Raw genomic sequence first — 12846 nt, forward strand, 5'->3', positions numbered from 1 at the left:
CTGGAGAGTAGTCGAAAGCGTGCGCCACCCACATCTGACTACATCGAATTTGGGGACGATATGAAATTTGCGTTCGTTTTTCCTGGGCAAGGCTCGCAGTCGGTCGGCATGCTCAACGCATTCGCCGATCATGCTGTCGTGCGTGAGACGGTTCAGGAAGCGTCCGACGCGCTCAATCAGGACCTCGGCAAGCTGATCGCCGAAGGCCCTGTCGAAGATCTGAACCTCACCACCAACACCCAGCCTGTCATGCTGAGCGCCGCGTACGCGATCTATCGCGCGTGGCAGGCGGCCGGCGGCCCAAAGCCGACGGTCGTCGCCGGTCATAGCCTCGGCGAATACACCGCGCTGGTCGCGGCCGGCGCGCTCGCGTTTCGCGATGCCGTGCCGCTTGTGCGTTTTCGCGCGCAGGCGATGCAAACGGCGGTGCCGGTAGGCGTTGGCGGCATGGCTGCGATTCTCGGCCTGGACGACGACACGGTGCGCGCGGTTTGCGCGGAAGCGTCGGTGGCGGGTGTCGTCGAAGCGGTGAATTTCAATGCGCCCGCGCAAGTCGTGATCGCCGGCCATAAGGCCGCGGTCGAAAAGGCTTGCGAAGTCGCGAAGGCGAAGGGTGCGAAGCGCGCGTTGCCGCTGCCGGTGTCGGCGCCGTTCCACTCGTCGCTGCTCAAGCCCGCGTCGGATCAATTGCGCGAATACCTGGCTAGCGTCGACGTGCAGGTGCCTTTTATTCCGGTGATCAACAACGTCGATGTTGCCGTGTTCAACGAACCCGCGCAGATCAAGGATGCGCTGGTGCGTCAGGCGGCCGGCGCGGTGCGCTGGGTCGAAAGCGTGCAGGCGATGACTGGGCAGGGCGTCACGCACGTGATCGAATGTGGGCCGGGCAAGGTCCTCGCGGGTTTGACCAGGCGTATCGACGGCAATCTGATCGGCGCCGCGGTGTTCGATCCGGCTTCGCTCGAAGAAACGCTCAAGCTCGTGACGGCGGCCTGAACGCCGCGTGAAAGGCATCAAGGCGTGGCATCAGGACGCGGCACCAGGCGTCGTTTCAAAATCCGTTTCAGGAATCAATCAGCCCTTCGAAGGGCATCCGGACTGACAGATGGAAAAGACTCTCGATAAGCAGATCGCAATCGTGACGGGCGCGTCGCGCGGCATCGGCCGTGCGATCGCGCTGGAATTGGCGCGCCAGGGCGCGACGGTGATCGGCACGGCGACCGGCGAAAGCGGTGCAGCCGCGATCACTGAAGCGTTTAGCGCGGCAGGCGTGGCCGGTCGTGGCGCGGTGCTCAACGTCAACGACGCTGCCGCTGCGGAAGCGCTGATCGACGGCACGGTGAAGGAATTCGGCGCGCTGCATGTGCTCGTGAACAACGCCGGCATCACGCAAGACCAACTGGCGATGCGCATGAAGGACGACGACTGGGACGCGGTGATCGACACCAACCTCAAGTCGGTGTTCCGGCTGTCGCGCGCCGTGCTTCGTCCGATGATGAAGGCGAAGGGTGGCCGCATCATCAATATCACGTCGGTGGTCGGCTCGGCCGGCAACCCGGGGCAGGTCAACTACGCCGCCGCGAAAGCGGGCGTGGCGGGTATGACGCGGGCGCTCGCGCGTGAGATCGGCAGCCGCGGCATCACCGTCAATTGCGTCGCGCCGGGCTTCATCGATACGGACATGACCAGGACCCTGCCGGAAGAGCAGCAGACCGCGTTGAAGACGCAGATTCCGCTCGGCCGCCTCGGCAGCCCGGAAGATATCGCGCACGCCGTGGCGTTCCTCGCATCGCCGCACGCGGGTTATATCACCGGCACGACACTGCATGTGAACGGCGGAATGTACATGTCGTAACCAAATTCGGTTACTATCCGCGCCTTGATGCGTTTGCAAAAGCGTAAGGCGCATGCCTTGACAGCAACCCGATGCGCTGCTTTTTTGCCGGGTCAAACCTGATAAAATGCGCGCACCTGTATTTTTGAACTTCTTTTCCCTTGGAGGGGTAATGGACAATATCGAACAGCGCGTCAAGAAGATCGTCGCAGAACAACTGGGCGTTGCCGAAGCGGAAATCAAGAACGAAGCTTCGTTCGTGAACGACCTCGGCGCTGACTCGCTCGACACCGTCGAACTCGTGATGGCCCTCGAAGACGAATTCGGCATGGAAATTCCGGATGAAGAAGCCGAGAAGATCACGACCGTTCAGCAAGCGATCGACTACGCTCGCGCGAACGTCAAGGCCTAAAGTCATTCGCGCCCGCGTTTCTGCGTTGGCGGCGTATGACGCCCTGCCGTGTCGATTGCCGACGCCAGCGGGGCTGGCGCTTTTTGCCGTGCAGGAGCCAGCGATGTTGACAGCGCAGTTGTCCGCGCGATTGCCGACTTAACAGCCACAGGGCACACAGGGCAAGTTCCTGTGGCCGCTGTGGCTTTTGTTTTTGTCATCTATGAAAAAGGGGTTACCGTGAGCCGCCGTCGTGTTGTTGTTACAGGCCTGGGGCTGATTTCGCCTGTTGGCAATAATGTTGCCGACGGCTGGGCCAATCTGGTCGCCGGCAAGTCGGGTATTGCCAATATCACGAAGTTCGACGCATCGAGCTTCTCGACTCGCTTCGCCGGCGAGGTGAAGGGCTTCAATATCGAGGACTACATCCCCGGTAAGGAAGCGCGCCACATGGATACGTTCATCCATTACGGCGTCGCGGCCGGCATCCAGGCGATGCAGGACAGCGGCCTCGAAGTCACCGATGAGAATTCGGAGCGCATCGGCGTGGTGGTCGGTTCGGGCATCGGCGGCTTGCCGATGATCGAAGCGACGCAAACCGAGCTTCTCAATCGCGGCCCGCGCCGTATTTCGCCGTTCTTCGTGCCGGCATCGATCATCAACATGATCGCCGGCCATCTGTCGATCAAGTTCGGCATCAAGGGGCCGAATCTCGCCATCGTTACCGCGTGTACGACGGGTTTGCATTGTATCGGCGAGGCTTCACGCCTGATCGAATACGGCGACGCCGACGTGATGATCGCAGGCGGCTCCGAATCGACCGTGTCGCCGCTCGGTGTCGGCGGCTTTGCGGCGGCGCGCGCGCTGTCGCAACGCAATGACGATCCGGCAACGGCGAGCCGTCCGTGGGACAAGGATCGCGATGGTTTCGTGCTGGGCGAGGGCGCCGGTGTGATGGTGCTCGAAGAATACGAACACGCGAAGGCGCGCGGCGCAAAGATTTACGCCGAAGTCGCGGGCTATGGGATGAGCGGGGACGCCTATCACATGACCGCTCCGCTGGAAGATGGCGACGGCGCGCGCCGCTGCATGCTGGCCGCGATGAAGAACGCGGGCATCAATTCGGATCAGGTGAACTACCTGAACGCGCATGGCACGTCCACGCCGCTCGGCGACCTGGCCGAAACCACCGGCATCAAGCGTGCTTTTGGCGACCACGCCAAAGACATGGTCGTGAATTCGACCAAGTCGATGACGGGTCACCTGTTGGGCGGCGCCGGCGGTCTGGAGTCCGTATTTACGGTGCTGGCCGTGCATCATCAGGTGTCGCCGCCGACGATCAACATCTTCAATCAGGATCCGGCCTGCGATCTCGATTACTGCGCGAACACGGCGCGGGAGATGAAGATCGACATCGCGCTAAAGAACTCGTTCGGGTTCGGCGGCACGAACGGCACACTGGTTTTCAAGCGTGCCTGAGCGCTTGTTCGCTTGGTGACGCGCCAGTCGACGACGCCGGCTCAGCCGGCGGCTTCCCTCGAATCGGCAACGCCCGGCGGAGCGTCGCAACGGATTACGTTGCGGCGCTCCGCCGCCATGCGCGCCGCGTCGGGTTTACTCGTCCTGACCGCCACGTTGGCTGTCCATACCTGCCTCGCGTCGTATCTGGGTGCCTGGCAGGCTCTTCCGTTGACGTTCGCCGTATTGGCATTGCTGGCGCTGTGCGCAGCGAAGCACGAGCGTGCGCAGCCTGTCGCGCTCAAACTCGGGCCGGACGGGTTGTCGGCGTGGGGGCGTGCAGGGAATCTGCTGGCGCAGGGCCGCATTGCCGGCTGTTCGCAATGGAGCGGCCGCCTGCTTGTTCTGGCCCTCGCGCCGGATCATGGGCGCTCCCGTACGCTATTGGTCGCCGCCGACGCGCTCCCTGAGCCGGTCTTCCGGGAACTGGCGGTGCTGGGCCGGCGCGGCGCAGGTGCGTGACTGTAACGACTGTAACCGCTGTTACCGTAGTAGCGTGCCGCCATGATGGGGACGCTACAATGGTGCCCCGCCATGCGCCCTATAGTTAACGGATTTATCAGGTGAGCGAAAAAGAAATTGATCAGGTGCTGGTCGAGCGCGTCCAGAAGGGCGACAAGGCCGCGTTCGAGCTTCTGGTCTCCAAATACCACCGCAAGATTCTCCGACTGATCTCGCGCCTCGTGCGCGATCCCGCCGAAGTCGAAGACGTCGCCCAGGACGCCTTTATCAAGGCGTACCGGGCATTGCCGCAATTTCGCGGGGAATCGGCGTTTTATACGTGGTTGTACCGGATTGCGGTCAATACGGCAAAGAACTACCTTGCGACTCAAGGGCGGCGGGCACCGACTTCGACCGAAGCAGATGCTGAAGAAGCTGAAACTTTCTCCGACGCCGACCAACTAAGAGATATCAACACGCCTGAGTCGATGTTGATGAGTAAGCAGATCGCTGAAACGGTCAATGCTGCGATGGCAGTTTTACCGGAAGAGTTGCGCACTGCCATTACTCTTCGTGAAATTGAGGGTTTGAGCTACGAGGAAATCGCTGAGATGATGGGTTGCCCAATTGGCACAGTCAGATCGCGAATTTTCCGCGCTCGCGAAGCCATTGCGGCAAAATTACGTCCGTTGCTTGACACTCCTGAAGGCAAGCGCTGGTAATCGACCAGCCGGCAGGACGGGAGCAGGGGTGCAATATCTGGGTTAGTGGTGTCACTACGGGGTGTTTGTAAGATGGGGAGCATCATGGGGTCGGTCTCGATGCAATTGCAAGCCAGCTCGCGCAGCGAGCGTCTGTCCGCTTTTGTCGACGGTGAACTGTTCGGCGAAGAGCATCTGAACGAGTTTCTTTCCGCACTGGACGGCGAAGATCGTGCCGCCTGGTCGAGCTATCACCTGATCGGCGACGCGCTGCGTTCCGACGATCTGGCAGTCAGCCCGGCGGCGAGCAGCGCGTTCCTGAGCGGTTTCGCCGCGCGCTTCGAAAATGAGCCGCATGTGCTCGCGCCGGCCGCGATGCCAGTCGTGCGCCGTCTGCTGGCGTTGCGCCGCCGTGTCGTGCCGGCATTTGCCGTCGCAGCCGCTGCTGCCACGCTCACCTGGATCGTCGTGCCGCAACTACAAGGCGTGCCGGGCGGTCCGGGCATGACGCAGGTCGCGTCGGTCCAGTCGCATAGCGATCCACTGCAGCGCGTGGCAATGGCTTCAATGCCTGCCACTACCGTTGTGCCGGTTGCGCAAGACGCCAACATCATCCGTGACGCGAATCTCGATCAATATCTGGAAGCCCATCAGCAATTCGCGCAACAACCGGTCATGCCGGGTTCGATGCCGCTGATTCGCGCTGCCGCCGTCTCTACGCAAGGCCAATAGTTTGATGCAGACTCCGCGGTTGAATAAAACGACTATCTGGGGGCGGCTGCCGGCTTTTCTGTTCTGCGCAGCTGTGTTGTTGTCCGCCACACCGCGGGTCTTTGCACAAACCGACGATCCGCTCGCCGCCCGTCGCACGGCCGCGAATCTGCTCGACCGGATCCATCAGGCCGCGCAGCAGCAGAATTACGAGGGCGCTTTCGTCTATCAGCGCGGCAATTACGTTCAGACGTCGCGGATCGTGCACTACGCGACCCGCACGGACGGCGAATACGAGCAACTCGAAAGCCTCGACGGCAAGCCGCGCAAAATGCTGCGCCATAACGAAGATCTCTACACATTCGTGCCGGAGCGGCATCTGTGCGTGGTCGAGAAACGGCAAAACAAAGACTCGTTCCCGGCGTTGCTGGCAGTCAGCGGCGAGCAGGTGCTGGCGGTGTACGAGCCGAAGCTGCTCGGCGATGATCGCGTCGCGGGCGTCGACAGCCAGGTGATCGAACTCGATCCGAAAGACGCCTATCGTTTCGCGTACAAACTGTGGGCCGACAAGAAGACCGGCTTGCTGTTGCGTGCGCAGACGCTCGACCCGAACGGCCAGGTGCTCGAGCAATTGTCGTTTTCTCAGGTTCGCATCGGTGTGCCGGTCGACAAGTCCGCCATCGTCAACGGTATTCGTAATACGGCAGGTTGGACCGTCGTGCGTCCGCCGGTCGAGCCGGTCGATATGCAAGCGCAAGGTTGGCAGATCACGCCGACGGTGCCCGGCTTCCGCAAGATCCGCGAACTGCGCCGCCCGATGGCTGCGCGCGAGGCCGGCCAGCCCACCATTCCGGTCGATCAGGCGGTGTTCTCAGACGGTCTCGCGGCCATTTCGGTGTTCGTCGAGCCGGTCGAAAATAATACCCGCAAGGAAGGCGCAGGCAGCAGTGGCGCGACGCACGTGCTGGTCAAGCGGCGCGGCGACTTCTGGATTACTCTGCTTGGTGAAGTGCCCCAGACCACATTGCAGCAATTTGCGTCTGCCATAGAATACAAAGCTCCGAAGTAATCTTCCGAATCCCTCGAATCCCTCGGCTTGCTACGATATGACGACTTTCTCGGTGCGCAAATTCCTCGCGGCCGCGGTGGTAGTGGCGTGTTTGCCGCTTTTGCCGCATACGGCGTCGGCGGCTCCCGCCGCCAATCTGCCCGACTTCACCGATCTGGTCGACAAGGTCGGCCCGGCCGTCGTCAACATCCGCACTACCACGCGCGTGTCGAACAGCGGCGCGCGCGGCGGTCTGCCTCCGGGCATGGACGAAGGCGACATGTCGGAGTTTTTCCGCCGCTTCTTCGGCATCCCGTTGCCGCAATCGCCGCAATCCCCGGGTTCACCTGGTTCGCCGCGCGGCGGCGATAACGGCGGTAGCGGGGGCAGCGGCGGCAGCCAGGACTCGCCGGATAACAACGATGCCGAACAGAACAGCGGCGTCGGCTCGGGTTTCATTCTGTCAGCCGACGGCTACGTGATGACCAACGCGCACGTCATCGACGACGCGGACACCATTTACGTCACGCTCACCGACAAGCGCGAATTCAAGGCGAAGCTGATCGGCGTCGATGATCGGACCGACGTTGCCGTCGTCAAGATCAGCGCGGCCAATCTGCCGACGATTACGATCGGCGACTCCAACAAGGTGCGCGTAGGCGAGTGGGTGGTCGCAATCGGCTCGCCGTTCGGTCTGGAGAACACCGTGACCGCCGGCATCGTCAGCGCCAAGGGGCGCGACACGGGTGATTATCTGCCGTTCATCCAGACCGACGTGGCCGTCAATCCGGGCAACTCGGGTGGTCCGCTGATCAATATGCAAGGCGAAGTGATCGGCATCAATTCGCAGATCTACAGCCGCACCGGCGGGTTCATGGGCATTTCGTTCGCGATTCCGATCGACGAAGCGATGCGCGTGGCCGACCAGTTGAAGGCCTCGGGCAAGGTCGTGCGTGGCCGCATTGCGGTGGCGATCGGCGAGGTGACCAAAGATGTGGCCGATTCGCTCGGTTTGCCGAAGGCGCAGGGCGCGCTCGTGAGTAGCGTCGAACCGGGCGGTCCGGCCGATAAGGCTGGCGTGCAGCCGGGCGACATCATCCTGAAGTTCAACGGTCACTCGGTCGACACGGCAACGGACTTGCCGCGCATGGTCGGCGACACGAAGCCGGGCACCAAATCGACGATTACGATCTGGCGCAAAGGTCAGACGCGCGATCTGCCGGTCACGATTGCAGAGATGCAACCGGACAAGGTCGCCAAGGTGGATCAGAAGAAACCGCCGGTGCCGAAACAGCGTGCGACGAACATGCTGGGCCTCGCGGTCAGCGATATCCCCGCCGATCAACTGAAGGCGCTGAAACTGCGCAACGGCGTGCAGATTGATGCCGTTGACGGTCCGGCGGTGCGCGTGGGACTGCAAAAGGGCGACATCGTACTGCGCGTTGGCGACACGGATATCACGGGTGCGAAGCAGTTCGACGATGTGGTCTCGCACCTCGATCCGCAGAAAATGGTTGCGCTGCTAGTTCGCCGCGGCGAGAACACCCAGTTCGTGCCGATTCGCCCGCGCAGCAGCGGCGGGAAATAGCAATGGTGTTACCGCTCACGCTCTACGGGCGCGCGTGGTGCCACTTGTGCGACGATATGCGCGCCGCGCTCGAGCCGCTGCTGGCGGAATTCGGCGCGCAGGTGGAGGTGGTCGACGTCGACGCCGATCCCTTGCTGGAAGCGCGTTACAACGAGTTGGTGCCGGTTTTGGTCTGCGACGGCGTTGAACTGTGTCACTATCACCTGGACGCGGCGCGGGTTCGTACCGCGCTCGCCGCACGCGCCGCACGTATTGCGGCGGCGCCTTAGGCGCCCTGGATGCATAAACGCGCGCGCTTTTCACATCGAGTTTTACGCCTCTCCTGAGCCGTCTGTTCCGCCCGGACCTCGCAAGATGCGCCGGGCGATAGCCTTTTCGGCTAAAATAGATAAGTTTTTCACCTACTTACAAGGCGTGCTCCGCTATTGTCCGAGCGCGCCTTTTTCGCTTGATCGGCACTGAATGGATCATATTCGTAACTTCTCGATCATTGCGCACATCGACCATGGCAAGTCGACGCTCGCTGATCGCATCATCCAGATCTGCGGTGGCTTGTCCGATCGCGAGATGGAAGCCCAGGTGCTCGACTCGATGGATCTCGAGCGCGAGCGCGGCATCACCATCAAGGCACAAACTGCCGCACTGACGTATAAGGCCCGTGACGGCCAGATTTACAACCTGAACATGATCGACACGCCGGGCCACGTCGACTTCTCGTACGAAGTCAGCCGCTCGCTGTCCGCGTGTGAAGGCGCATTGCTGGTCGTCGACGCAAGCCAGGGCGTGGAAGCGCAAACCGTCGCCAACTGCTACACGGCGATCGAGCTCGGCGTCGACGTGATTCCGGTGCTCAACAAGATCGACCTGCCGGCCGCGAACCCGGAAAATGCGATTTCCGAAATCGAAGATGTGATCGGCATCGACGCAACCGACGCCACGCATTGCAGCGCGAAGACCGGCCTGGGCGTGGAAGACGTGCTCGAAGCGCTGATCGCCAGGGTACCGCCGCCCAAGGGCGACCCGGAAGCACCGCTGCAGGCGCTGATCATCGATTCGTGGTTCGACAACTACGTGGGCGTCGTGATGCTGGTGCGTATCGTCAATGGCACGCTGCGTCCGAAAGACAAGATCCGCATGATGGCGACCGGTGCGCAGTACCCGGTCGAGCATATCGGCGTATTCACGCCGAAGTCGAAGGACCTCGAATCGCTGTCCGCTGGGCAGGTGGGCTTCATCATCGCGGGCATCAAGGAATTGGCTGCGGCGAAGGTGGGTGACACCGTCACGCTAGTGAACCGTCCGGCCGCCGAGCCGCTGCCGGGTTTCAAGGAAGTGAAGCCGCAGGTGTTCGCCGGTCTCTATCCGGTCGAAGCAAACCAGTACGACGCGCTGCGTGACTCGCTGGAAAAGCTGAAGCTGAACGACGCCTCGCTGCAGTACGAGCCGGAAGTGTCGCAGGCGCTCGGCTTTGGTTTCCGTTGCGGCTTCCTCGGCCTGCTGCACATGGAGATCGTGCAGGAACGTCTTGAGCGCGAATTCGACATGGACCTGATCACCACGGCGCCGACCGTGGTGTACGAAGTCCTGCAGCGCGACGGCACGACCATCATGGTCGAAAATCCGGCCAAGATGCCGGAGCCGTCGAAGATCGAAGAAGTGCGCGAGCCGATCGTCACCGTCAATCTGTATATGCCGCAAGACTACGTCGGCGCGGTGATCACGCTGTGCACGCAAAAGCGCGGCACGCAGATCAATATGCAGTATCACGGCCGTCAGGTGCAGTTGACCTACGAAATCCCGATGGGTGAAGTCGTGCTCGATTTCTTCGATCGTCTGAAGTCGATCTCGCGCGGCTACGCGTCGATGGATTACGAGTTCAAGGAATATCGCGCGGCGGATGTCGTGAAGGTCGACATGCTGATCAACGGCGACAAGGTGGATGCATTGTCCGTGATCGTGCACCGTTCGCAAAGCCAGTATCGCGGCCGCGAAGTGGCGGCGAAAATGCGTGAGCTGATTCCGCGTCAAATGTACGACGTCGCGATTCAGGCCACCATCGGCTCGAACATTATTGCGCGCGAAAACATTAAAGCGTTGCGTAAGAACGTGCTGGCAAAATGCTACGGCGGCGATATTAGCCGTAAGAAGAAACTGCTCGAGAAACAAAAGGCAGGCAAGAAGCGAATGAAGCAGGTGGGATCGGTCGAGATTCCGCAAGAGGCTTTCCTCGCGATCCTGCGTGTCGAAGACAAATAAGACGAACAACGGAACCCTATGAATTTTGCGCTGATTCTTTTTGTGCTCGTCATTTTGACGGGCGTCGCATGGGTCGCGGACAAACTGGTTTTTATGCCGCAACGGCGGCTCGCAGCGGAATCTGCGGTCGCCGAGTTCGACCGTCAGCAAGCACGTGTCGGTGAACGCTTCGCCGACGAAAACGCGGCGCAAACGCGCGCCCGTCTGCGCGACGACAAGCTCCGTCAACCGTGGTGGCTCGAGTACTCGGCGAGCTTCTTCCCGGTGATTCTGGTGGTGTTCGTGGTGCGTTCGTTCGTGGTCGAGCCGTTCAAGATTCCGTCGGGTTCGATGGTGCCGACGCTGCTGGTGGGCGACTTCATCCTTGTCAATAAATTCGACTACGGCATCCGTCTGCCGATCAGCAATACGAAGATCACTGAAGGTCGTCCGCTCGAACGCGGCGACGTGGTGGTGTTCCGCTATCCGAAAGACGAATCGGTCGACTACATCAAGCGCGTGATCGGTCTGCCGGGCGACATCGTCGCCTATCAGGACAAGCAACTGACGATCAACGGCAAGCCGGTACCGGAAACGCCGCTGCCTGATTACCTCGACGAAGAGCGCCTCGGTTACGCGAAGCAGTTCGAAGAAGATCTCGGCGGCCGCAAGAACGCGATTCTGAACAATCCGGCCGTGCCGCCGTTCATCGTCGGCGCGGAAGATTATCCGTATCGCGATAACTGCACGTACAACGCACGCGGCGTGATCTGCAAAGTGCCGCCGGGCAATTACTTCATGATGGGCGACAACCGCGATAACAGCGCCGATAGCCGTTACTGGGGTTTTGCGCCGGACAAGAATATCGTCGGCCGCGCGTTTTTCATCTGGATGAACTTCAGCAATCTGAAGCGCATCGGCTCATTCAACTGAGCGCGTATGCATTGATTGCCCGACACGCCGCGCAGATGCCACGCATCGGCCGCGGCATGTTAGCACGCTACTTTAAGAACCTGCGGTAACGTCGCTTCACTACGCTTTTTTCCGCTGGCCGCCCCGCGTTTTCGCCGGGGCAGGCGCCCGCGTTATACTCTGCCCATGCCCCTATCTCCGTTGGAAAGCCGTTTGCGCTACGAATTTCGCAATGCGGAATTGTTGCGCCAGGCTTTAACGCACCGCAGTCATAGTGCCACGCATAACGAACGGCTCGAGTTTCTCGGCGATTCCGTTCTGAATTGCGCGGTGGCTGCGCTTTTGTTCCAACGTTTCGGCAAACTGGACGAAGGCGACCTGTCGCGCGTCCGCGCCAATCTGGTCAAACAGCAGTCGCTTTACGAAATTGCCCAGGCCCTGAATATTTCAGAAGGGCTGCGCCTCGGCGAGGGCGAACTGCGCAGCGGCGGCTTCCGCCGGCCGTCAATCCTTGCTGACACGCTCGAAGCGGTGTTGGGTGCAGTGTTCCTCGACGGTGGCTTCGATGCCGCCCAAACGGTCATTAAACGCCTTTACGTGCCGATTCTGGATCACATCGATCCGCGCACGCTCGGCAAAGATGCGAAGACCCTTCTGCAGGAATATTTGCAGGGTCACAAGATCGCGCTGCCTACCTACACAGTCGTTGCGACTCATGGTGCGGCGCACAATCAGCAGTTCGAAGTCGAATGCACGGTGCCGAAACTGGACGTGAAAGTGTCCGGTTCGGGTGCAAGCCGCCGCGCGGCCGAGCAGGCCGCGGCCAAGAAGGCGCTCGACGAAGTGATGGCCGCGGCGCCCGCCGTGGTTGCCAAGTCGAAGCGGTCGAAGGGTGCCCGTACGGCGAAGAATGCCGAGCCGGAGATCGTGCCCGGCGTGACCGGTGTGCAGACCGCGCTCGATTTGCGCAGCCCGGATCGCAAGAATGAACGTGGAGCGGGGCGTGGTGAGAGCCGCGCCGCTGCAGCAGCGGCATCGGAATCTACGGCTGAGCGGTCCACGCTGACGCCTGCGCCCGCACCCGCGCCGCTAGCGGTGATTCGCGCTGCGCACGTCGAGTACAGCGGGCAGGATAGATCCGAGCGCGCCGAGAGGGCGGAAAAGGCGGATAAAGCGGTCGCCCACGCGAGCGAAAAGCCCGCTGACAAGGCCGCGGCGGACAAACCCACCGAGAAGTCAGACGCAAAACCGGCGGATGCAAAACCCGCCGACACCAAGCCTGAAAGCGCCACCGTCCACAGCGTCGACAAACACCGCAGCCGCGAAACCACGCCCGGCGCAGCCGTGCCCACGCCCAACGCGCCGGCACAAACCGAACCCGAACCCGGTGTAGCCGACGCGGTGCAAACGCGCGTCGCCGACGCGGGCCATTGATTGCCATCGGCGCGCGACTCCCGCGCGTCGATC

Annotated in this window: 13 protein-coding genes; all 13 read left to right on the forward strand. The window is 61.5% G+C overall.

What is annotated here, in order from left to right:
- Positions 1–60: 60 nt before the first annotated feature.
- Complete coding sequence (gene fabD / locus SB772_RS25730; protein WP_410836015.1) at positions 61–996, forward strand: ACP S-malonyltransferase; 936 nt, start codon at positions 61–63, stop codon at positions 994–996.
- A 109-nt stretch (positions 997–1105) separates the two neighbouring features.
- On the forward strand, positions 1106–1855 hold the full coding sequence (gene fabG, locus SB772_RS25735; protein WP_410836016.1) for a 3-oxoacyl-ACP reductase FabG: 750 nt from the start codon (positions 1106–1108) through the stop codon (positions 1853–1855).
- Positions 1856–2006: 151 nt separating this feature from the next.
- Complete coding sequence (acpP, locus tag SB772_RS25740; RefSeq protein ID WP_004197638.1) at positions 2007–2246, forward strand: acyl carrier protein; 240 nt, start codon at positions 2007–2009, stop codon at positions 2244–2246.
- Positions 2247–2465: 219 nt separating this feature from the next.
- Positions 2466–3704: a beta-ketoacyl-ACP synthase II gene (gene fabF / locus SB772_RS25745; RefSeq protein WP_410836017.1), complete on the forward strand. Its 1239-nt coding sequence runs from the start codon at positions 2466–2468 to the stop codon at positions 3702–3704.
- Between the two features lie 15 nt (positions 3705–3719).
- Positions 3720–4205 carry a protein YgfX gene (locus tag SB772_RS25750; protein WP_410836162.1) on the forward strand — a complete coding sequence of 162 codons (486 nt, stop codon included), beginning with the start codon at positions 3720–3722 and terminating at the stop codon, positions 4203–4205.
- A 101-nt stretch (positions 4206–4306) separates the two neighbouring features.
- On the forward strand, positions 4307–4906 hold the full coding sequence (rpoE, locus tag SB772_RS25755; RefSeq protein ID WP_006051939.1) for an RNA polymerase sigma factor RpoE: 600 nt from the start codon (positions 4307–4309) through the stop codon (positions 4904–4906).
- Positions 4907–4990: 84 nt separating this feature from the next.
- Positions 4991–5617, forward strand: coding sequence for a sigma-E factor negative regulatory protein (locus tag SB772_RS25760; protein WP_410836018.1), 627 nt, complete (start codon positions 4991–4993; stop codon positions 5615–5617).
- A gap of 4 nt (positions 5618–5621) precedes the next feature.
- Complete coding sequence (locus SB772_RS25765) at positions 5622–6665, forward strand: MucB/RseB C-terminal domain-containing protein (RefSeq protein ID WP_410836163.1); 1044 nt, start codon at positions 5622–5624, stop codon at positions 6663–6665.
- Positions 6666–6702: 37 nt separating this feature from the next.
- On the forward strand, positions 6703–8232 hold the full coding sequence (locus SB772_RS25770; RefSeq protein ID WP_410836019.1) for a DegQ family serine endoprotease: 1530 nt from the start codon (positions 6703–6705) through the stop codon (positions 8230–8232).
- A gap of 2 nt (positions 8233–8234) precedes the next feature.
- Positions 8235–8501 carry a glutaredoxin family protein gene (locus SB772_RS25775; protein WP_410836020.1) on the forward strand — a complete coding sequence of 89 codons (267 nt, stop codon included), beginning with the start codon at positions 8235–8237 and terminating at the stop codon, positions 8499–8501.
- Between the two features lie 193 nt (positions 8502–8694).
- On the forward strand, positions 8695–10488 hold the full coding sequence (gene lepA, locus SB772_RS25780) for a translation elongation factor 4 (RefSeq protein ID WP_410836021.1): 1794 nt from the start codon (positions 8695–8697) through the stop codon (positions 10486–10488).
- An 18-nt stretch (positions 10489–10506) separates the two neighbouring features.
- On the forward strand, positions 10507–11400 hold the full coding sequence (gene lepB, locus SB772_RS25785; protein ID WP_410836022.1) for a signal peptidase I: 894 nt from the start codon (positions 10507–10509) through the stop codon (positions 11398–11400).
- A gap of 165 nt (positions 11401–11565) precedes the next feature.
- Positions 11566–12813, forward strand: a complete 1248-nt coding sequence (gene rnc / locus SB772_RS25790; RefSeq protein ID WP_410836023.1) for a ribonuclease III — start codon at positions 11566–11568, stop codon at positions 12811–12813.
- Positions 12814–12846: the final 33 nt, after the last annotated feature.

It is taken from the genome of Paraburkholderia sp. SIMBA_030, assembly GCF_046535245.1.
In the GTDB taxonomy this organism is placed as follows: domain Bacteria; phylum Pseudomonadota; class Gammaproteobacteria; order Burkholderiales; family Burkholderiaceae; genus Paraburkholderia.